This is a genomic window from Geminocystis sp. CENA526, assembly GCF_050753365.1.
Classification (GTDB): Bacteria; Cyanobacteriota; Cyanobacteriia; order Cyanobacteriales; family Cyanobacteriaceae; genus Geminocystis.
Genome location: NZ_JBLZFY010000071.1, coordinates 1 through 21157, shown reverse-complemented (window position 1 = coordinate 21157; position 21157 = coordinate 1). Strand labels below are relative to the sequence as shown.

General features: G+C 35.0%; 25 protein-coding genes, 1 pseudogene and 1 riboswitch. Of the genes and pseudogenes, 7 read left to right on the top strand and 19 right to left on the bottom strand.

Features of this window, described 5'->3' with window-relative positions:
- Positions 1 to 98: 98 nt before the first annotated feature.
- The 7 genes and pseudogenes from ACN4EE_RS16275 to ACN4EE_RS16245 form a co-directional block, all read right to left on the bottom strand.
- Positions 99 to 530, bottom strand: a pseudogene (locus ACN4EE_RS16275) (DNA methyltransferase); the annotation flags it as partial.
- A gap of 1480 nt (positions 531 to 2010) precedes the next feature.
- Positions 2011 to 2130: a HepT-like ribonuclease domain-containing protein gene (locus ACN4EE_RS16270; RefSeq protein ID WP_431707513.1), complete on the bottom strand. Its 120-nt coding sequence runs from the start codon at positions 2128 to 2130 to the stop codon at positions 2011 to 2013.
- Positions 2131 to 2186: 56 nt separating this feature from the next.
- On the bottom strand, positions 2187 to 2357 hold the full coding sequence (locus tag ACN4EE_RS16265; RefSeq protein ID WP_431707511.1) for a HepT-like ribonuclease domain-containing protein: 171 nt from the start codon (positions 2355 to 2357) through the stop codon (positions 2187 to 2189).
- On the bottom strand, positions 2347 to 2637 hold the full coding sequence (locus ACN4EE_RS16260) for a nucleotidyltransferase family protein (RefSeq protein WP_431707510.1): 291 nt from the start codon (positions 2635 to 2637) through the stop codon (positions 2347 to 2349). Before ACN4EE_RS16260 ends, ACN4EE_RS16265 begins: the two co-directional genes overlap by 11 nt.
- A 2-nt stretch (positions 2638 to 2639) precedes the next feature.
- Positions 2640 to 2867 carry a hypothetical protein gene (locus ACN4EE_RS16255; protein WP_431707509.1) on the bottom strand — a complete coding sequence of 76 codons (228 nt, stop codon included), beginning with the start codon at positions 2865 to 2867 and terminating at the stop codon, positions 2640 to 2642.
- Positions 2868 to 3256: 389 nt separating this feature from the next.
- Positions 3257 to 3652, bottom strand: coding sequence for a slr1601 family putative cell division protein (locus ACN4EE_RS16250; RefSeq protein WP_431707508.1), 396 nt, complete (start codon positions 3650 to 3652; stop codon positions 3257 to 3259).
- A gap of 39 nt (positions 3653 to 3691) precedes the next feature.
- Positions 3692 to 4345, bottom strand: coding sequence for a bifunctional 4-hydroxy-2-oxoglutarate aldolase/2-dehydro-3-deoxy-phosphogluconate aldolase (locus ACN4EE_RS16245; RefSeq protein ID WP_431707507.1), 654 nt, complete (start codon positions 4343 to 4345; stop codon positions 3692 to 3694).
- 156 nt (positions 4346 to 4501) lie between these two features.
- On the opposite strand from ACN4EE_RS16245, the gene ACN4EE_RS16240 reads away from it, so the two are divergent.
- Complete coding sequence (locus ACN4EE_RS16240; protein WP_431707506.1) at positions 4502 to 5689, top strand: glycosyltransferase family 4 protein; 1188 nt, start codon at positions 4502 to 4504, stop codon at positions 5687 to 5689.
- 40 nt (positions 5690 to 5729) lie between these two features.
- Here ACN4EE_RS16240 and ACN4EE_RS16235 read toward each other — a convergent pair whose 3' ends face one another.
- Together ACN4EE_RS16235 and ACN4EE_RS16230 are read right to left on the bottom strand one after the other, a co-directional pair.
- Entirely contained in the window at positions 5730 to 6647 is a 918-nt protein-coding gene (locus ACN4EE_RS16235; RefSeq protein ID WP_431707505.1) for a pentapeptide repeat-containing protein, read from the bottom strand.
- Between the two features lie 62 nt (positions 6648 to 6709).
- Positions 6710 to 7369 (bottom strand): ComF family protein, encoded by a 660-nt coding sequence (locus ACN4EE_RS16230; RefSeq protein ID WP_431707504.1) that lies wholly within the window; start codon positions 7367 to 7369, stop codon positions 6710 to 6712.
- A gap of 45 nt (positions 7370 to 7414) precedes the next feature.
- On the opposite strand from ACN4EE_RS16230, the gene ACN4EE_RS16225 reads away from it, so the two are divergent.
- On the top strand, positions 7415 to 7864 hold the full coding sequence (locus ACN4EE_RS16225) for a DUF3531 family protein (RefSeq protein WP_431707503.1): 450 nt from the start codon (positions 7415 to 7417) through the stop codon (positions 7862 to 7864).
- 329 nt (positions 7865 to 8193) lie between these two features.
- On the opposite strand, the gene ACN4EE_RS16220 is transcribed toward ACN4EE_RS16225, so the two are convergent.
- Together ACN4EE_RS16220 and phoU are read right to left on the bottom strand one after the other, a co-directional pair.
- Positions 8194 to 8856 carry a hypothetical protein gene (locus ACN4EE_RS16220; RefSeq protein ID WP_431707502.1) on the bottom strand — a complete coding sequence of 221 codons (663 nt, stop codon included), beginning with the start codon at positions 8854 to 8856 and terminating at the stop codon, positions 8194 to 8196.
- A gap of 159 nt (positions 8857 to 9015) precedes the next feature.
- Positions 9016 to 9663, bottom strand: coding sequence for a phosphate signaling complex protein PhoU (gene phoU / locus ACN4EE_RS16215; protein WP_431707512.1), 648 nt, complete (start codon positions 9661 to 9663; stop codon positions 9016 to 9018).
- A 118-nt stretch (positions 9664 to 9781) separates the two neighbouring features.
- On the opposite strand from phoU, the gene ACN4EE_RS16210 reads away from it, so the two are divergent.
- The 3 genes from ACN4EE_RS16210 to ACN4EE_RS16200 all read left to right on the top strand — a co-directional run bounded on the left by ACN4EE_RS16210 (position 9782) and on the right by ACN4EE_RS16200 (position 11502).
- Positions 9782 to 10600: a creatininase family protein gene (locus ACN4EE_RS16210; RefSeq protein ID WP_431707501.1), complete on the top strand. Its 819-nt coding sequence runs from the start codon at positions 9782 to 9784 to the stop codon at positions 10598 to 10600.
- A 33-nt stretch (positions 10601 to 10633) separates the two neighbouring features.
- Positions 10634 to 11176: a hypothetical protein gene (locus tag ACN4EE_RS16205; protein WP_431707500.1), complete on the top strand. Its 543-nt coding sequence runs from the start codon at positions 10634 to 10636 to the stop codon at positions 11174 to 11176.
- An 83-nt stretch (positions 11177 to 11259) separates the two neighbouring features.
- On the top strand, positions 11260 to 11502 hold the full coding sequence (locus ACN4EE_RS16200) for a DUF4327 family protein (protein ID WP_431707499.1): 243 nt from the start codon (positions 11260 to 11262) through the stop codon (positions 11500 to 11502).
- A gap of 134 nt (positions 11503 to 11636) precedes the next feature.
- Here ACN4EE_RS16200 and rpsU read toward each other — a convergent pair whose 3' ends face one another.
- From rpsU to ACN4EE_RS16165, 7 genes are all read right to left on the bottom strand, one after another.
- Positions 11637 to 11813 (bottom strand): 30S ribosomal protein S21, encoded by a 177-nt coding sequence (gene rpsU / locus ACN4EE_RS16195; RefSeq protein WP_015222259.1) that lies wholly within the window; start codon positions 11811 to 11813, stop codon positions 11637 to 11639.
- 103 nt (positions 11814 to 11916) lie between these two features.
- Positions 11917 to 12387: a transcriptional regulator NrdR gene (nrdR, locus tag ACN4EE_RS16190; protein WP_431707498.1), complete on the bottom strand. Its 471-nt coding sequence runs from the start codon at positions 12385 to 12387 to the stop codon at positions 11917 to 11919.
- Between the two features lie 315 nt (positions 12388 to 12702).
- Complete coding sequence (locus ACN4EE_RS16185; protein ID WP_071590987.1) at positions 12703 to 12798, bottom strand: photosystem II reaction center protein T; 96 nt, start codon at positions 12796 to 12798, stop codon at positions 12703 to 12705.
- A gap of 78 nt (positions 12799 to 12876) precedes the next feature.
- Positions 12877 to 14409 carry a photosystem II chlorophyll-binding protein CP47 gene (psbB, locus tag ACN4EE_RS16180; protein ID WP_431707497.1) on the bottom strand — a complete coding sequence of 511 codons (1533 nt, stop codon included), beginning with the start codon at positions 14407 to 14409 and terminating at the stop codon, positions 12877 to 12879.
- Positions 14410 to 14970: 561 nt separating this feature from the next.
- The gene (locus tag ACN4EE_RS16175; protein WP_431707496.1) at positions 14971 to 15336 is read right to left on the bottom strand and encodes a hypothetical protein; all 366 of its coding nucleotides are present in this window, start codon (positions 15334 to 15336) and stop codon (positions 14971 to 14973) included.
- Positions 15337 to 15394: 58 nt separating this feature from the next.
- Positions 15395 to 16777, bottom strand: coding sequence for a phosphomethylpyrimidine synthase (thiC, locus tag ACN4EE_RS16170; RefSeq protein WP_431707495.1), 1383 nt, complete (start codon positions 16775 to 16777; stop codon positions 15395 to 15397).
- A 5-nt stretch (positions 16778 to 16782) separates the two neighbouring features.
- A riboswitch (TPP riboswitch) is annotated at positions 16783 to 16878 on the bottom strand.
- A 45-nt stretch (positions 16879 to 16923) separates the two neighbouring features.
- Positions 16924 to 17145, bottom strand: a complete 222-nt coding sequence (locus ACN4EE_RS16165) for a ferredoxin-thioredoxin reductase variable chain (protein ID WP_431707494.1) — start codon at positions 17143 to 17145, stop codon at positions 16924 to 16926.
- Positions 17146 to 17428: 283 nt separating this feature from the next.
- Here ACN4EE_RS16165 and ACN4EE_RS16160 point away from each other — a divergent pair, with 283 nt between their 5' ends.
- Both ACN4EE_RS16160 and ACN4EE_RS16155 read left to right on the top strand, forming a co-directional pair.
- On the top strand, positions 17429 to 17962 hold the full coding sequence (locus ACN4EE_RS16160) for a hypothetical protein (RefSeq protein WP_431707493.1): 534 nt from the start codon (positions 17429 to 17431) through the stop codon (positions 17960 to 17962).
- Between the two features lie 238 nt (positions 17963 to 18200).
- Complete coding sequence (locus ACN4EE_RS16155; protein WP_431707492.1) at positions 18201 to 20024, top strand: peptidoglycan D,D-transpeptidase FtsI family protein; 1824 nt, start codon at positions 18201 to 18203, stop codon at positions 20022 to 20024.
- A gap of 142 nt (positions 20025 to 20166) precedes the next feature.
- Here the strand turns inward: ACN4EE_RS16155 and ureG are convergent, their stop codons facing one another.
- A complete protein-coding gene (ureG, locus tag ACN4EE_RS16150; RefSeq protein WP_431707491.1) occupies positions 20167 to 20763 on the bottom strand; it encodes an urease accessory protein UreG in 597 nt (198 codons plus the stop codon).
- Between the last annotated feature and the right edge of the window lie 394 nt (positions 20764 to 21157).

The window sequence follows — 21157 nt, the reverse complement described above, 5'->3', positions numbered from 1 at the left end:
GTCTAAGATTAAGGGAAAAAGAGAAAAAGATGAGACAAAAAAAGGTAGTTAAAATTTGAGAATGAAAAAACCCTGTTAGTTAAGGGGGGCGGGGGGGGATCATTCTCTTTTAAACTATCAAAAGCATTACCGTCCACCCGAATTAAACCGATTAAAGAATTACCCGCCATGATGTTAAAATCAACGTTAGGTAAAGGCTCTAAATCTGCAACAGTTTCCGCACTGGCAACTAAACTTAAAAACAGTCTTAATTTAGCGATTTCGGTGGCTTCTTCCATAATATCAACGCCGTATAAATTATCGGTAATAATGCGTTTTTTGATATAGTATTCGAGGGAAGGATGATTATTTTTTATCTTAGTTAATCTTGCTTTATTTTGTTCATCTCCTGATGTTTTAATCCAGTCAAAAATGGCGGTATAAACTTTAATTAAATGTTGTAATCCTGCCACCAAAAATGCACCGCTACCACAGGCAGGATCAAGAATAGATAAATTAGGTAGAATATCATCTAATAATAGGTTACAAAGAAACGCTTTTGTCTCGTCATTGCGCTCGTCATTGCGAGGGGTTTTCAAGTTTAAATCTTGTTGATTATCGGTATCATTCCCCGAAGCAATCTCATCCTGATAATTAAGGATTGCTTCGACTAGATTTTTAGGAATACTCAAGTTATTCTGTGGAGTATTTCGTCTCGCAATGACGGTTTGATGATTGTCAGGAGGATTAAGGATTGCTTCGACTATATTTTGAGATGCGGTAGTTGATTCACTCTGGGGAGTATTTCGTCTCGCAATGACAGTGTGATGATTGTCAGGAGGATTAAGGATTGCTTCGACTATATTTTGAGATGTGGTAGTTGATTCACTCTGGGGAATATTTCGTCTCGCAATGACGGTTTTATTAAAGAGATATTTATTGATGGTTTTTTCACATAAATAGTTAGTAATTTCGGGTTTTGTATAGTATGCGCCAAAGGCTTTTTGATTGATATATTTCTCGAAGATATAGCCTAAAACATCAGGGTTAATTTCGTTTTCATTACCCGTTGGGGTGTCGTCTAAATGCCATGTATAACTAGCAAATAATTGTAAAATATCACTAAAGGCTCGATCGTCGATCGAAATTTTATTTTTGTATTTCTGCTCAATAATATGGGGTAAAAATAAACCGCCATTGAGATATTTAATATCGCCAATTAATTGGTTAACTGCTTGGCTTCGTTGATATGCCCTTTTGCCGAATCCTTCAAAGAATAAACTCTGTAAAAATTCTTGATAAAATAAGTTTTCGCCTCTAGTTTTACTTTCTTTTAATTTATCTTGTAAATAGTCTTTGTTATCGTTATCAAGAAAGCCTTTTTTCTGTAAAAAATAAACAAACATTAAACGATTAAGAATAACAGAAGCATACCAGTTTTTATCTTTTATATCGTCAATACCGTTAATAAATTCGACAAATTTTCGATGTTCTAATTGAAATTCGGTAAAGAATTTTTTAGTAACTTTTTCTATATCAAAGGCTTTTTTGGCTTTTTCTTTGACGGTTAATAAACTTAAATTATCTTCTTCTGCTAAACTAATGCTAATAGTTTCTAATGCGTCTAATAAAACTCTTTTTTTAGTGCTAGAATATTCGATTATTCTTGTTTTTAATACTTTACTACCATCTTTTTTTGTCCATTGCCATTTTTGATTTTTGTCTTGGAATGAAGCGTAAATAATTAAATGTTCAAAGGCATATTTACTAATTTCTTGATCAATCTTTTTGAGGATAGGAGAAAGGGGAATTTTTTGATTTTCTAGGATACATTTATAAGTAATAAAACCTCGTTTTTCAGCAATAGGTGTTAAAGTGAAGTTTTCAGAGTCGATCGAGATATATTTTTCGGTATCATTTTGGGGATAATCCCAGCCTAATTCTTCGATAAATAGTGATTCAAAGTCGGTTCGATCGAGGTATTTTGTAATATTTTTTTTGTTAATTTTCATGATAATTATTAACTAATATTTAGGATAAATTTTCTTCAATAATAATTTGTTCAATAGTAGCTTTTAATAAAGGTATTTTCGTTTGAATAACATCCCAAATGGTTTCATCTTCTAAAGAAAAATAAACATGAACAAGAATATTTCTTAATCCTGCGATTTTTCGCCATTGAACTTGAGAATATTTAGTTTTAATTGCTAAGGGAATTTTTTTACAGCTTCACCAATAATTTGTAAATTTCGGATCACAGCATCATATACTAATTCATCATTAATAAAATGCTCATAATCAAGTTTTTGTGTGTAACGGGTAATTTTATCGCAACTGTTAATTATATCATCAAGATAAAGTCTTAAACTACGAGACATAAATTAAATCTTTTTCTACATTATTAATGATTTGAGATTTGAGCATTTTTTTTGTCACTAAATCCACAGATAAACCAAGATTATCTTCAAAGAAAAACTTTAAATCCATATATCGATCGAAAGTAACTTTATCTTCAAATTCTACCAATAAATCAACATCACTATTAATCGTACATTCATCTCTAGCAAAAGAGCCAAAAATTGCGATCGAACTAACACCATAACTTTTAATAGTAGATAAATTTTGTTTAATAAAATTAATTAAAGATTCTCTATTCATATTCAATTTACCAAACCAAATTGACAAATTTGATTACAACTATTAATTATATCATCAAGATAAATGACTTTTGCTGAATTTAATATTTCCTCTTTTTTTAACCAATTACTATTATTTTCAATAGCTTTTTTACTCACTAAATCTACAGTTCGATCGAACATTTTTTCTAACTTTTCTTTAAGGATAATTTTTTCTAATAAACCTCGATGGGCGAGGGGTGAATAAGTCACTAGAAAATCTATATCACTTTGACTGTTAAAATCATCTCTTAAAATAGAGCCAAAAAACTGCTAATTCTGAGATAAAGTTTTCTTGACAAAATTTGCTTAAATCTTGAGATTTTATCTTTAATCTTTGATAAATTAAAGAATGATTATTGCTTATTTTTAACATAAAATATATTATTTTTTTCACACTAAATAAGAGGTTCGATCGAGATATTTAGTAATGTTTTTAGAGTTAATTTTTATATAATAATTTTGTTAATATTTCAGCAGTTACACCGTTTATTTATGTTGTGCTTCTTGACGAATTTGACTAACAATTGCTTCAAAACTAGATGATTATAAAATTTATCATTTGATGATTTCCTTTTTCCTTTTTCCCTTTTCCCTTTTTTTTATTTTTGCTTAGTGAAAAAAATTGGGCTAAGATTGGGATCAACTTTATAAGTATTTTTTTCCATGACTTTTCTTGTTAATTTGGGATCAAATGCTGTACCAAAGTTTTCCTGTAGCTTTTCTACCCTAGGCTCAATTTTAGCTATTTCTTCATCAATTTCAGCTAGTTTTGCCTGTTGTGCTAAATGAAAGGGTAATAGTTGTCTAATACTAAAAACTGCTAAAAAAGATATTCCTACATTTACTAAAATTTTTAAACCAATCTCGATCGATTGTTCAATATTAGCTCTTTTTTGCTGTATTTGTTCTTTTTTTAATTCCCTATTAGCAATAACAGATTCGACACGGAGGTTTTTTCTGACTTTGGTTTGGGGTAGAGGAATTTGAGAATTCATAGGAGATATTTATTAAAATGAATTGTTGAGGGTTAATTATCAATGATCAATATTAACTAATAGTTGTTGAATTTGCTCAATTCTTTCCACAATCATATCCCAATTGTTATCAAAAATTAACTTTTGGGGAAATAAATCTGTGGACAAGCCCACTGCGATCGAACCTGCTTTAATATAATCAGAGGCATTATCTATAGTTACTCCCCCTGTGGGAATAAGAGGGATATGGGGTAGGGGCGCTCGAATATTCTTAATATAGTTAACCCCTCCTAAGCTAGAAATGGGGAAAACCTTAACTACTTTTGCACCCCCCTTAAAAGCTGTTATTATCTCTGTGGGAGAAAATGCCCCCGGAATCATGGGGATATTATGACTATGGGCAACATTCAGCAAGTTTAAATCACAATGGGGGGTAAAACAAAATTGTACTCCAGCTTCGATCGATCGACGCAAATCATCATCAGAAAGAATTGTACCAGTACCGATATAACAATGAGGTAATTCTTTTCTTAGAGTAGCAATTAATTCATCAGGTTGATAACTATTCCATGTAATTTCAATGAGTCTGACTCCCCCTTTCGCCAAAGCATGGGCTTTTTTCCTCCCCAATTCTGAATTATTTGCCCTAATTACTCCAATGAGTCGATAACGGCGTAAAATAGATAACCAATTATTGATACTTAGCAAAGGCATAATTTGAGCTTAGTTGAGAGGAGGCAAAAGGCAAAGTAAATTCGTAACATCAGATTATAACTATAAAAAATTTTTTCTTCATAAAAAATAAAAATTGATTATTATTCATCAATAGCTAATAATTAATTTGTAGTAAATTCTTAAGGAAAAACCAACGTGAAAATACTGGTGCTATCATGGGAGTTTCCACCAAGAATCGTGGGAGGCATTGCACGTCATGTAGCGGAATTATACCCTGAAATTGTCAAATTAAGTCATGATGTTCATTTAATTACCCTTGAATTTGGTAATGCACCAAAATTTGAGATGGTGGAAGGGATTAAAATTTATCGTATTTGTGTACCACCTGATGATAATTTTTTCCAGTGGGTGGCTCACATGAATGATATAATGCGTGTCAGGGCCGAGAATCTCATCGCCAATATCGGTACTTTTGATTTAATCCATGCCCATGATTGGTTAGTTGCCGATAGTGCCATCGCCTTAAAACATCGTTTTAAAATTCCTCTTGTTGGTACAATTCACGCTACAGAGTATGGAAGACATAATGGTATTCATAACGAAACCCATGCTTATATTGCCAGTAAGGAAGGTAATCTGGTTTATGAGTCGTGGCGCATTATCGTTTGCAGTGACTATATGCGTCATGAAATTAATCGCGCTTTGGGTTGTCCTTGGGATAAAATTGATATAGTTTATAATGGCATAAGACCAGAAAAAAAGGTTCGATCGTCTAACGTTAACTATAGAGAATTTAGGCGTAAATTTGCCCATGATGAAGAAAAAATCATCTACTATGTGGGCAGAATGACGTATGAAAAAGGGATTCATGTCTTATTAAACGCCGCCCCCAAGATATTATCTTCCCTAGGAAATAAAGCTAAATTTGTGATTATTGGCGGAGGAAACACCAACTATATCAAAGACTTAGCTCATAATTTGGGAATATGGGAACGATGTTATTTTACAGGTTTTATGTCTGATGATGATCTCAATCTTTTTCAAACTGTTGCCGATTGTGCTGTTTTTCCCAGTTTATACGAGCCTTTTGGTATTGTGGTGTTAGAAAGTTTTGCCTCCAGAGTCCCCGTAGTTGTCTCTGATACAGGAGGGCTTCCTGAAGTAGTAAGACATGGACAAACAGGGATAGTTACTCAAACCAATAATCCTGATTCTTTGGCATGGGGTATTTTAGAAGTTTTAAGAAATCCAGACTATACAAAATTATTGGTGGAAAATGCCTATGATGATTTAGCAAAACGTTTTCAGTGGGCAAAATTAGCACAACAAACAGTGGATGTTTATAGTTTAGTTTTACATCAAAGACAGGAGATTACATGGTAAGAAATCCAAAGTAAAACAGGCATCTTGCCTGTGTTTTTTCTTATTGATGAATCTTACCATCAGGCATAATCGCACCTTTTAAGTTAGCATTGTCAAGATTAGCACCAGTTAAACTTGCTTTTTCAAGATTGGCATTTCTTAAATCTGCATTACTCAAATTGGCATAAACTAAAGAGGCATTGACTAAATTAGCATTTCTCAAGTCGGCTTCACTTAAGTTTGTGTGACTTAAATTTGCTTCCGCTAAATTAGCTTTTTCAAAAATTGATTTACTTAAATCACTACCGTCAAAATCTGTTTGATAAAGGTTAGCATTATTAAAAACAACTTTTTGTGCTTTGCTGTTAACTATTTGTGTTTTAGTTAAATTTGCCCCTGTAAAATTAGTAGGATGACTTTTACTATTACTACTAAGATTTGCTAAGTCTAAATCGGCGTTAGTAAGGTTGGCATTCGTGAAATTTGCTCCTGTTAAAGTTGCTTGAATTAAGTTAGCTGATTCTAAATTGGCTTTCTCAAAATTGACTCTTTCTAAATGGCTATGGCTTAAGTTAGTATGAATTAATTTTGCTTGGTTAAAGTTCGATCGATCGAGCTTACTATATTTAAGATTAGCATGGGTTAAATCTGCTTTTTTAAACTCACCTTTACTAGCGGTAACTTTTTCTAAATCACTAAAAGTTAAATCAGTATCCGAGAGGTTAATTTTATATAAAGTTAAATTTTTAAAGTTAGTTTTATGTAAGTTAGATTGAGATAAATTAGCCTTTTCCAAATCAAATTTATTCGAGGTAAAATGATAGTTAGATAAATCACATTTTATACATTTATTTTTTTCTATTAATTGGGATATATTATCTTTACTATAGGCGTTAGCATTGGGCATATAGCTAACAGAAACAGTGATAATTGTTACTAAACATAACGCTATAGATAATAAATTCTTTTTAAGATTCATGGCACATTTATAAATGTTAACAACTAAGAATTTTATATCACATTTTCCACAAACAAAAAATGTTATGTTTTTCCAGTTAGGGAAACCGTAGCAACTCCAAGGGTTTTTAATTTTGCTTTGCTTAACACTTTTATCGCTTCATTAACAGTTGTACCAGTGGTGTAAATATCATCTACAATCAAAATTGGTTGGGTTTTCGAGATTTTTTGATAATCTTTGCCGATACTAAAGGCTTTATCGATATTAGCTTGTTTTTGTTGAGGTGTTAAGCTAAACATAGCTTCAGTATTTTTGACTCTGATTAATAACTGGGTTTTGAGTTGATAACCAGTTACATAACAAAAACCTTTGGCTATCAACTCCGCTTGATTAAAACCTCTTATTTTCAATTTTTCAGGGTGTAAGGGTATGGGTATCACCGTTAATTTTTCGTAGGTTTTTTTATTGCCTGATTGTAACCATGCTTCCCCTAACCATTCCCCTAATAACTCTCCTAATGGCTTATTTTTATCATACTTGAGGGCGGCGATCGATCTCTTTAAGTAATTGTCATATTTTCCCCATGAAAATAAAAGATAATTTTGAGGACCAGATTTATTATAATTAGTAAGTTGACAACGGCGTAATTTTTGTTCACAATATTGACAAATAATGTTATCGCTCGATCGTTGACAAAGAGGACAATTAGATTTAAGAAATAGAGATAAAATATTATTCAACATTTCTTGAATTAGGTCAATAATTTTACTGTTTAAATAATAGCAAAAATGGAAATAAAATTTAGAGAATTTAACCCTTTTGATATATGGTTTTGGATCGAATTTGATCATGTACCATCGGAGATGGAAAAGCAATATGTAGAAGAATTATTTAATTCATGGTTTTATCTGGGAAAATTAGGGGGTTTTAATGCTGAAAATTTGCAAATTCAAGAGTTAGGTATTGACATTAGTTATATGGATTATGATCATGATTTAGCAGAAAATTCGTTGATGTCTCCTATGCACAATATGGGAGAATTTGAGTTTTTAGGTAATTGGGGAAGATGTTGGTTTGATTTAGGTACTAGCGACTTAATTGGTATCGATATTTTAATCAATGCCTTAAGAGAATTAGGCAAAGAATATGTGGGAATTAGTCAGTTTATAATTGGGGGAGAAAACGAAGATTGGACAGTAAATAAAAAAGATAATTATGGTTTTTCCGAAGAAGATTAACGGCTTATAGCAATTTTCGTTATGGTGAGGTACAAAACAAAACTCATATTAGTTAGCTGATGTTACGCAAAAATAGAATTAGTTGTTGATTGGAGGTGTCAGGTGTCAGGTTGACAAATCAAAAAAATTCAGACTCTTCTACAGTAGTTATGTCAAATTAATAGAAAATAACTGATATAAATTTTATCACCCTTTGATTATTTTAAAAATGCAATTGTTATAAATTAACAGTTTGAATTTAACCTAATACCTGATACCTATTAAAATTTTACCCATGAGTGCGTAACGTCAGTTAGTTAAGAGTTTGAAACTATTTTCTTATATCGAACTCAGGTGATCGAATACCAAATTAATGCCAAACTAAGATAAACACCGAATAATCCTCCGAAAGTAAATAAAATGACTGCGGATATTTGATAGGCAACGGAGTCAGAAATTTTACTGGCAACCAAAATTTTTTGCTTGTCTATTATCTCCAATTTTCCCCACACTATAATTTTATCTTGGGGTAATAATATTTTTTCGACAACACTAAGATTTTTTATGACGATTTTACCTAAATATTGTTCTAAAAAAACTTTAGTACGCTCATCTTTAAAAGGTTTTAAAAGATACTGATAATCATTAAAATAATTATGCTCTAAAAGTTCTATCACTACTTGCTCTAAATCAACTTTGATTGTACCAGTTCGATCGAATATAGAAATAATTCCTTGAGATTGAAAAAATTTTTTATGGAGATTAGGTTGAGTATTTTTGCTATATAATCCTATATGCCAAACTGCACATTGAGTATTAGTAATCGGGCTTAATATTAATTGACTATGGGGTGAAATTTTTGCCCTAATTTTAGCTCTATCCCCTTTTTTTAGTCGAGAAATAAGTTTTTCTGGATACTGATATAAGTACTGAAATTTATGCCATGCTTGTACGATCGCACTTGCACTCATAAATAAAGCAAATAAACCGATTAAAAGCAAAATAAAGTTCATTGATTATACAATAAGAGGACTTAGCAGAATTTGTACGAAAAATCAGAATTAATAGATATTGTTTCAGAAAATCAAAACCATTAAAACCTTTGCCCTTTGCCCTTTACCCTTTACCCTTTACCCTTTACCTTCCCCCTTCCTCAGACTATGAGACAACCCCTAATTACGTTGTCCTGTTACAATATATGATACTCTTTGAGCAATATTAGTAGCATGATCAGCCATTCTTTCTAAATGACGAATAGCAAGAGTTAGTAATACAATAGGTTCAACAACGCCTTTAACATCTCGTTGATAGGCTAATTGTTGATATAAACGTTCATAGGCATTATCTACGGTATCATCAAGGAGTTTAATTTTCGCTCCTGCTTCTCGATCGAGTTCACTTAGGGCTACCATAGTTTTAGCTAACATAATTTGTGCTTGGCTCGACATAATAGCTAACTCAGGCATACAGGGATGAGGAGGATAAAGTACTAATTTGAGGGCAATATTACCCAAATCCACCGCATAATCGCCGATTCTTTCTAAATCCCGTACTAACTGCATAAAAGCACTTAAAATTCTCAAATCTTGAGCGACTGGAGCTTGTAAGGTTAAAATACTGGCACAGTGCATCTCTATATCTCGATAGTATCGATCGATCTCCCGATCTTGTGCTTTAATGATCTGTACTGCTTCGAGATCACTTTCAAACAAGGCTTTATGACTATATCGAAAAGATTCCTCGACTAAAGCGCCCATTCTCAGGACATCTTGAGCCACTTTACTGGTACGTCTTTGTAATTGTGTACCTTCACCAATCAGTTGATGTGATAATGCCACTTCTTTTTACCCCCCTACTATTAGCAGTATAATTATAGCAATCAACTATCAATAATTTCTCATTCCTCATTCCTCATTCCTCATTCCTCATTAATTATCTATGATTCACGGTTTTATACCTCCCGAAAGATTTTTTGCCTATTTGACATGGCAAGAAATAGCCCAAATGTCAGACAAAAAAAATACTGTTATTATTCAGCCCATAGGTGCGATCGAACAGCACGGTTATCATTTACCCTTAGTAGTAGATTCCGCCATTAGTCAGGGTGTCTTAGGAAAAGCATTAAATCTGTTAAACAATGAGATACCAGCCTTTGCTATGCCAACCCTTTATTATGGTAAATCTAACGAACATGAAGGCTTTGCCGGTACGATTAGTTTATCCGCCCATACCCTATACTCTCTGATAGAAGAAACTGCCATTAGTCTTTATGAAGCAGGTTTTCGTAAATTAATATTGATGAACTCCCATGGAGGACAACCGCAAATCATGGAAATTGTTGCGAGAGACTTACATCAAAAGTATCCTGATTTTTGGGTTTTCCCTTTTTTCACATGGAGAGTGCCAAATATTACCAATGAATTGTTAACGGAGGAAGAAGTAGAATTAGGCATTCATGCAGGGGATGCCGAAACCAGTTTAATGTTGTCTTTATTACCCGATCGAGTCAAAATGAATTTAGCAGTGAAAGAATATCCTCGCAATCTTGCACCGAATAGCCTTTTGTCGATGGAAGGAAAATTACCCTTTGCATGGTTAACCAAGGATGTAAGTGATAGTGGCGTTATGGGGGATGCCACTGTGGCAACCAAAGAAAAGGGTGATCAAATTTTAGAATCTTTGGCACAAGGTTGGGTGAAAGTAATTGAAGATGTATATAATTTTCACCAAATTCAATGTACAATAACATATTGTTAGTGTCTAAAAATAATGTTTACGAAATCGCTTTAAATGAATTGGGAATTTATCAGTAAATTTGTGGAAATAAAATCTCCTTGGGTAACTTTAATAGGAGAGAAATTAAAAGATGATCAAGGTAACAATTTAGATTATTGGCGTGTAGAAAAAGATGATTCTTTAATCGTTATTACTGAGTATAAAAAACAACTTATTTTTCCTAAATTAACTTTTCGAGTTGGCATAAAAAAAGTAACCCTCGACTTTGCTGGGGGTAGAGTTAATGCTGAGAAAACCTTAACAGAAAATGCTTTATTGATCTTAAAAAAAGAGTTAAATATTGAGCCACAAAATATTAAAAATCTTATTCCTATTAACCACGAAGGATGGATAATTAATAGTGCCTTTAGTAATCAACTACTCTGGGGTTTTTATGCCCTTATTGATGATAATGTGATGCTCGATCGAGATTTTATTGGTGCTACCTATAATCTGAGTAGAGAAGAATTACCCAATCTATTAGATAATTTAACCTGTCTTCAGTGTCGATCGATACTATTAGAGAGTATTTGTCAAGGAATTGTTGCGACTTCTTAGGAAAACGGTATAGAATTTAACTGAAAGATTTATTTTTTTCCTTTACTGCATTTTATTTACTAGCTCACGCAATCAAAATTATTATGACTACTTACACCCTTCCTAGCATTTCTAGCTATTATTACACCCTCGATTTTATTAAAGACGAAATCAGGGCTTTATTAGAAAGAGGCACTATCAGCCGTCATCAGCCCATTTATAGCTTGGCTAATTATATTCCCCCTAGAGAATGGTTATCCGTTGAAAAACAACTAGAAGAAAAAGACTATTTATTGCGCGATCGCATTGGCGATTTATTAGGAGTAGAGCATTGGGATAACGATTAAACAAATTAAAGGGCAGAATAACTGCCCCTTTCACCTTTTAAATAATACTTGATCGGGATAAGTTGTGCCTTTTAAATTCACCCCCTTGTTAACTTTCCCTTTGATTTTTCTTTACATTTCGATCGAATTATCTCTTAACGAAAGCGTTTTTTGCGACGAGCTACGGCTTTGCGTTTTTTCTTTTCGATGGGGGTTTCAAAGTGACGCAGACGTTTAATATCTGCAAAGATACCTGCTTTGGATACTTGTCTTTTAAAACGACGTAAAGCTGATTCTATATTTTCATTTTGTCCCACAACCACTTGGGTCATGTAATATCCTCCTTACTATTTTTTTTAACTAATCCACTATTATATCTTATTTAAGGGTTAATGAAAAAGTATTTTGTCCAAAAAACAACACTTCTTACTTTTTTCAAGACTTTTCAACGCTTTCTTGTTTCTGCATTTGTTGAAGAATCATCATAAAATCTTCAATACTGGTAAATTTGCCATACACCGAAGCAAAACGCACATAAGCAACTTCTGATATATTGCTCAAATAACTTAACACTAATTCCCCGATCGATTGAGTTGTAATTTCTCGTAAAGAATTTTCCTCTATCTCCGACTCAATATTTTCTACTAACGACTCCAAAAAATCTGCATCAATACCTGTCTTTTCACACGCCCTGACAATACCTCTTAATATTTTAGATCGATCGAAAGACTCCTTACTACCATCTTTTTTGATCACCGTAATCGGCACAAATTCAATTCTTTCATAGGTAGTAAAACGATGTCCACAATTTAAACATTCCCTCCTGCGTCTGATACTCTGTCTTTTTTCCGTAGTGCGAGATTCTAACACCTTACTATTATCAGAGTTGCAAGAAGGACATAACATATTTTTTAAATTTATTTAATAGCTAGACGATAAAACGATCTTTTTTCATACCCTGTTAAACAGATAAGTAGGTAAATATAATTAACTGTGGATTTTATTTTTCTCAAAATGATGGTAACAATGGGTTTAAACCCATTGCCTCTATACAATTAATTTTGCATTAGTACTTACTTATGAAAAAAAGCCCTTTCTGTCTATATCTTAACCAAATCTAGGACTTAATGAAGATATATTAACGAAAAAAGACTTCTTAGGATCGATCGAACCGAAAAACTAAGGGGAAAAACAATCACCCCTTAGCTATTCCATTGACAATTATTTATTAATTTTAGGAGGCTCACGGAATGCCACAGCAAAGAATAATACTGAGATCATCATAGCCAACACGAGAATATAAGCTACACTTTCCATTTTATTTTCTCTATATTGTAATTTTTATCAGATTAAGGGGAACAGAAAGAAAAAATCTCCCTATTCCACTATAAAAAACTAGATCGCTTCTTCACGACGAGTGGATTTGTCACCCACTTTTTGGAATAAGCCCCATTCTACCTGTTCGGGGTCTAAATCTGGATCGATACCTGCAAATACATCACGGAATAATGTACGCGCACCGTGCCAAATATGACCAAAGAAGAATAATAAGGCAAAACAAGCATGACCAAAAGTAAACCAACCACGAGTACTGGTACGGAATACCCCGTCAGAATTTAAGGTTTCAGTGTCAAAGGCAAAAGGTTCACCTAATTGAGCTTTACGCGCATAACGTTTAACATCAAGAGGATCACTAAAGGTTTTACCATCTAAATCACCACCTAAGAAACTAACAGTCACCCCAGTTTGTTCAATACTTAAAGCAGATTCAGCACGACGGAAAGGAATATCCGCACGAACTACACCATCAGCATCGGTTAAAACCACAGGGAAGGTTTCAAAGAAGTTAGGAAGACGGCGTAAGAATAATTCATTACCCTCTTTATCCTTAAATACGGGATGTCCTAACCAACCTTGAGCAATACCATCACCTTTGTTCATTGCACCAGTACGGAATAAACCACCTTTAGCGGGGCTATTGCCTACATAGTCATAGAATGCTAGTTTTTCAGGAATTGCTTCCCATGCCTCGGCAGGAGTTGCACCATTAGCAATACTTGCTTCTACTCGGCGTTGAATTTCTTGTTGATAGTAACCTTGATCCCATTGATAACGGGTAGGTCCAAATAATTCTACGGGAGTAGTGGCGTTACCATACCACATTGTTCCTGCTACCACGAAAGCGGCAAAGAATACCGCTGCAATACTGCTAGAAAGTACAGTCTCGATGTTACCCATACGAAGGGCTTTATAGAGTCTTTCGGGAGGACGAACGCTGAGGTGGAATAAACCTGCAATAATACCAACGATACCTGCGGCAATGTGGTGAGCTACGACACCACCTGGGTTAAAGGGGTTAAAACCAGCAGGTCCCCATTCTGGAGCTACGGGTTGAACGTGTCCAGTTAAACCATAAGGATCAGATATCCACATACCAGGTCCCCATAATCCAGTCAAGTGGAATGCACCAAAACCGAAGCAGAGTAATCCTGATAAGAATAAATGAATACCGAACATTTTAGGTAAGTCGAGAGCCGGTTCACCAGTACGAGAGTCGGTGAATAATTCTAAGTCCCAGAATACCCAGTGCCATACGGCGGCTAAGAATAAAAGTCCAGAGAGAACGATATGCGCGATGGCAACGCCTTCAAAAGACCAAAAACCGGGGTCAATACCAGTTTCTCCTGTGATACTCCAACCGCCCCAAGAACCTGTCACCCCTAAACGTGCCATAAAGGGTAAGACAAACATCCCTTGTCTCCACATGGGATTCAACACGGCATCGCTAGGATCAAATACAGCTAATTCGTATAAAGCCATAGACCCAGCCCAACCTGCTACTAATGCGGTGTGCATTAAATGCACTGCAATTAAACGACCGGGATCGTTAATTACAACTGTGTGTACTCGATACCAAGGTAGTCCCATCGACTACTCTCCTCCTATTAACTTGATTTTTACTAAATTGGAAATAGAACCAGATAGATTCAATCTTAGATATTGATTAGAAGTTGAGATAAAAACCACTAACTAATATCCTCTGATTCGGCAATATCTAGCCGACCTTTCTAAGCCGAAAGGGTTTTTAGTATCAAAAAATCCACAATAGATTATTTTGAAGGTTGGTCTGTTCAAATTTAATTTTGAATAGATTTACCCTATGATCTTAATTTTATGTTAAAAATTCTATCTTTTATTAGAACTTATGGCAAGATGTTTCTTGTGGAGAATAAATAATTCTGGTTCTTCTATTTCTCGTCGTGATAAATTATGTCAAAAAAAAGGTGTCAGGCGGCGCACTGAGCGTAGTCGAAGTGTATCAAGTGACAGATGTTAGGTTAAATTAAAACTGTATATTTATAACATCTGCATTTTTAAAATCCTAAACCTATTATATATCAACATTTTTAACAATTATTTAGTACTAAAATATCATAAATACTGTTGAAGAGCCATAATTCTTCTCGACCTCCTGCATTAGCTTATCAACTATTTTCGATCGAACACCCAATTATAGAGCCAATGGGAGTTACCTTGTTGACGTATTTTTTCGACTTGTCGAGCAAGATAGTACTTTTGTTTGTCTGAAAGATCACCTTGAAGGATAATCTTACTTTGCCACACTAAAACGGAAACAGCAAAACCGATACAAAAACTTAACCCTAAAGCCGAGAAAGGATGAAATTCTAATCCTAAACGAATCCCCGACCATGTGCAATACTCCATGCACAGTACAATAGTTTCCCTCATATCCCATAAGGCAAAAGGCATAATCACAATCCATGCTATCACTACGGCTAACCATCTGCCATAAATCATTAATTCATGTAATCTATTTATTTCTCGATCGGACATTAATTTTCAATCAATATCATTATTGCTTCAAGGTGGGCAATGCCCACCCTACAAGAAATTATGCTACAGGTTGTTTAGCTTGGGCTTCTCTTGCCAAGAATTTTTCTAATTCCGTTAGCGCATCTGCATCAACTTTGGTTTGCATCGGACAGAATTTAGGTCCACACATGGAACAAAACTCCGCTTCTTTATAAATATCCGCAGGTAATGTCTCATCATGGTATTCTCTGGCTCGATCGGGATCAAGAGATAGCTCAAATTGGCGATTCCAGTCGAAGTTATAACGAGCGTGGGAGAGTTCATCATCTCGATCGCGCGCCCCTGGACGATGACGGGCAATATCCGCCGCATGAGCCGCAATTTTATAGGCAATTAAGCCATTACGCACATCTTCCGCATTGGGTAAGCCTAAATGTTCTTTAGGAGTAACGTAACACAACATCGCTGTACCGTACCAACCAGCCATAGCCGCCCCGATGGCACTGGTAATGTGATCATAACCCGGAGCAATATCAGTAACAAGAGGTCCTAAAACATAAAAAGGTGCTTCTGAACACTCCTCCATCTGTTTTTTGACGTTAAACTCAATCTGATCCATAGGTACATGACCAGGTCCTTCTACCATCACTTGCACATCATGTTCCCAAGCACGGCGAGTTAATTGTCCTAAAGTTTTTAACTCCGCTAATTGGGCATCGTCCGAAGCATCATGGGTACACCCAGGGCGTAAAGAATCTCCTAAACTGAAAGACACATCATATTTTTTGAAGATTTCGATAATATCGTCAAAGTGAGTGTAAAGGGGATTTTGTTTATGATGATGTAACATCCAACGAGCAATAATACCACCGCCTCTGGACACAATACCAGTGATGCGATTACGCACTAAAGGTAAATGTTCAATTAAAATTCCAGCGTGAATGGTCATGTAATCAACACCTTGTTGAGCGTGTTTTTCGATGATGTGTAAAAAGTCATCAGGGGTAAGTTTTTCAATGTTACCGTGAACACTCTCCAGAGCTTGATAAATGGGAACTGTACCGATGGGAATGGGGGAAGCGTTAATAATGGCGGTACGAATTTCGTCTAAATTACCCCCTCCAGTGGACAAATCCATGAGGGTATCAGCACCATATTTTACCGCTAAATGTAATTTCTCTACTTCCTCTTGAATGTTAGAGGAGTTGGGAGAAGCACCAATATTAGCATTTACTTTACATTTAGAAGCAATACCAATACACATAGGTTCGAGGTTAGGGTGATTGATATTCGCAGGAATAATCATTCTTCCCCTTGCCACTTCATCCCGAATTAAATCCGCAGGTAGATTTTCTCTTTTGGCTACATAGTGCATTTCTTCGGTGATGACACCTTGACGAGCATAGTGCATCTGAGATACATTAGCTTGTCCTTTACGTTTTGCTATCCAATCTGTGCGCATATTTTTTCCTCAATAAACAGCTTTCCTACGCTGGTATTACCCAGTCTCAGGTTCTAAGGGTTTTTCTCAGCCTATTTTTTTAGACACCCCTAGCTATGTAGAAAATTGTATCATTTATTGATCTCCCAATGATGGTAATTTAAAATTTACAGAGCAATTATTTCTTCTTCTCGAAAATGAGCTTTAAATTTTTTGTCAAATTGCACAAGGTAAGGAAAATTGGCACTTACTGGTCTGCCTTGCCATTGGGTTACAATTTCTATTAATTCTCCTTCCATGCCTTTAATGTCAAAGGCTTCTTTTTTGTGTTGGGGATGATGATAGACTATCACTGATTCTTGTACTTTAATACGATCGCCGACTTTCATAGTGAAATTTTTAATAATAAATTTGAATAAACAGATAGAATGCCTAAAGGCAATCTTATTATTTTTGCATACCTGGTCATCTATGGAAACTTTACCTTAAGAAAGTTAACACTTTATCTTCAAAGATGCGGATAAGTTTCACAAAAACTTTTCAATATTTGGGCAAAATACCTTTATTATTATCTGAATCCTCTGTTAGTTAAAATTTTTCTGAAAAAAAACTACTTATTTTTATCAAATTTGCTAATATTAGTTAGTCTTTATCTAATCCCTGATTTTATGTATGTTAGTCCATGATAACCTCCCTCGTCGTCAAAATAACGCTGATGTTCAAAAGAAAGAGTCCATAAATCCTCGTAAATTGACATCCACAAAAAATCGTCGTAGATATTCTTCATCAACGGTGGTGGATTCACGTTTGGCGGAAAAAATTGCTGATGTGAAAAAGAAAAATAAACCTTTCTGGCTTCAGAGTTTGATGGTATTAGGTCATGGTTCTTCTACTTTTTGTTATTTAAGTGTGGCGATCGCATTTGTGATGTATGGCATGACTGTATATGCCCCCAAACAATGGACAAACAAATATAATAAATTGCAAGAACTGCAAAAACAAGAAAGACAATTTAGTTTTACCGAAGAAATTATCAAAAATCAATTAGCGGAATCGGCGAAACAATCAGGATCGGGGTTAATTAATCCAGACCCAACTCAACCTCCGATTTTTTTACCAGAAATAACCCCAAAAACTGTAGAATTAAATAAGTCTGATACTGTTGAGCCTAAACAAATAGAGAAAATTTCCCCTATTGCTTACTAAGGAATGAGAATTTAATAAAATAGAATTTACGTCATTCTGAGTCAATACAGGTATATTAATCTGTGCTACTGAATCTCAATCTCTTGATTTTTGGTACAAGCGCGTAAATTCGAGAAAAGTTATTGTTAAAAATTGTGTCAGTTTGTTTTGTTCCTGAAATGCAAACATTTTTATTGCGGTGATAACTAAATTATTAGATTCCCTTCCTCAGTTGTTAAATCCCCATTTATAATCAAAGATGAACGTCTTTAAATTTAATCTGACAAAGTTTATTCCCGAAAAAAATTGGTTTTCTAAATCTCCTACTCAAAAGTCCTCTTCTTCCAATATGGATTTTTTGATTAGATTATTTTTGATTTGGTTGGTATTAGTAATGAGTTCTGGAGGGCTGATTTGGCGATTATATCAACTACAAATCAAGGAAGGAGAAAATTTAGCAACTCAGGCAAAACAACAACAAACCTATAATTTTCGTCCTTATATTCCTCGTCGATCGGTGGTGGACAGTCGGGGCAATGTGGTAGCTTTGGATAAAGTGGTTTATACCATTTATGTTCATCCCAATATGTTATCGGAATCGAAGGAAATGGTCGCTGAAAAAATTGCTAATATTTTGGTCGATCGAGATAAAAATGAGATTTTAAAATTATTAAATAGCAGAAATTCAGGGGTTTTGTTAGGAAAAACCATCAGCGAAGATCAAGGTAATAAAATTAGACAATTGAGAATCGAAGGGATTGATTTAGAACGCCGTTATGCTCGTTTCTATCCTCAAGGGGAGTTGATTGCGGATATTATTGGTTATGTGGACACAGAACACGCTGGACAGGCGGGAATAGAACATAGTCAGGAGAAACTCCTAGAACGAGATTTGGCAACAGTACAAATGACATCTTTTGTCAAGGTAAAAAGAGATGGACAAGGGGCAATTATTCCAGCGTCTTTACCTGAAGGGATTGTGGAGTTAGATGATTTACAGTTAAAACTGACCTTAGATTTAAGATTACAAAGAGCAACTAGAGATGCTTTAAAAAATCAACTCAAGCAGTTTAACGCAAAAAGGGGAGCAGTTATCGTTATGGATGTTCATACAGGGGCGATCGTAGCCTTAGCCTGTGAACCCACCTACAACCCTAATCAATACTCTCTTTACGACTTTGCTTTATATAAAAATTGGACTGTTACCGACAGTTATGAACCCGGTTCAACTTTTAAACCTATAAATGTCGCCATTGCCTTAGATGAAGGGGTAATCAACGATCGATCGATGGTATTAGATGCCGCTAGTACTGTTATCGATGGTTGGCCTATTTCTAATGCTTCCAAATCAGGTGAAGGTTGGGTTAGTATTACCAGAGCAGTAGAAACCTCTAGCAATACTGCGATGATTCACATTGTCAAAAAAATGGGCAGAGTCAAATATTTTGAAAGATTGCAAGAGTTAGGGATGAATCGCTTAATGGGGTTAGATTTGCCCTTTGAAGCTACGGGGTATCTTAAACCGAAAGAGATATTTACCGCTAGAGACATCGAACCTGCGGTGTCCTCCTTTGGACAAGGGTTATCTTTAACGCCCTTAAAATTAGTGCAACTTCACGCTGCCATCGCCAATGGGGGAAAATTAGTGACACCCCATGTAGTGCAAGGATTAGTTAACGCTAAAGGAGAAATAGAAGTAACTCCTAAGCGAGAGACAAAACAAGTATTTTCGGAAAGTTCAGCTAAAAGTGTAACCAAAATGATGGAGTCGGTGGTTGCCAAAGGCACTGGTAAAGTTGCCCAAATAGACGGTTATCATATAGGTGGAAAAACAGGTACAGCACAAAAACATGACGGTAGAGGAAGATACCAAGCCAACGCCAAAATTACCAGTTTTGTATCTATTTTACCGACTAATGATCCACAGTATGTGGTGTTAGCGGTGGTGGACGAACCTCAAGGAGGCAATACTTTTGGCTCAACGGTTGCCGCCCCCATCGTCAAAGAAGTGATGAATGCTATTATTCGTATCAAAGGTATTCCTCCTTCTTATCCCATTGGTTTGAAGAAAGACAAGAAATAAATCCTTAATTATGATTTTACCACTGTAGAACAGGCATCTTGCCTGTTTTTCTCCCAGATGTCTATTAGACTTCTCCAAAAATTGGTAAAAAAAGGGTTAAAACCCTTACTACAAACTTATTTAAAATCTTTTCTGGAGATGTCTATTGATAATGAAATTGGATGAAATCCACTACTTGATTTAAACCTTCTCCCGTTTTGAGGTTAGTTAAAACAAAAGGCTTATCACCGCGCATCTTTTTAGTATCTCGAATCATCACCTCTAAACTCGCACCTACATAGGGCGCTAAGTCTATCTTATTTATAACCAATAAATCTGATTTTGTGATACCCGGACCACCTTTGCGGGGTATTTTATCCCCTGCGGCAACATCTATAACATATATCGTCAAGTCCACTAATTCAGGGCTAAATGTAGCGGCTAAATTATCTCCTCCACTTTCCACAAAGACTAATTCTAAGTCTGTGAATAAAGATTCTAATTCTTCTATGGCTTCAATATTAATAGAAGCATCCTCTCGGATAGCAGTATGAGGACATCCTCCCGTTTCCACACCCCTAATTCTTTCCGATGGTAAAGCCTGAGATTTGACTAAAAATTGAGCATCTTCTTGAGTATAAATATCATTCGTTACTGCCCCTAGGGAATAATTATTCCTCATGGTTTTACACAGTGCGTCTAATAATGCCGTTTTGCCTGAACCCACAGGACCTGCTATTCCTACTCTAAAAGTACTCATGTATCAATTTTTTTTATAATATCTAAGTTTACTGGTAAAGGGAGGCAATAGGCAACAGTTTTAATCATCCTAATCTGTCATTGTGAGATAACAGCTACAATAAAAACAAAAAGAATAGGTGTCACCTACTCCTTTCACATTCATATAATAAATTATATCAAGTCAAACAATTTTTACAACAATATCAACATCAAATTTTGAGGTGAGCAACCCCTCGTCATAACAAAAATATTTTTTTCTGTGCCATAAAAAAGTGCTGTTGGGTTACGCTATCGCTAACCCAACCTACAAAAGTGACATCTCCCACACTGACCTAACGGTACAGATGTGGGCTTCTTAACTTCGCAATTAAGAGTTTCTGCTTCACAGGACGGCACTAGCCTTACAGACAAGT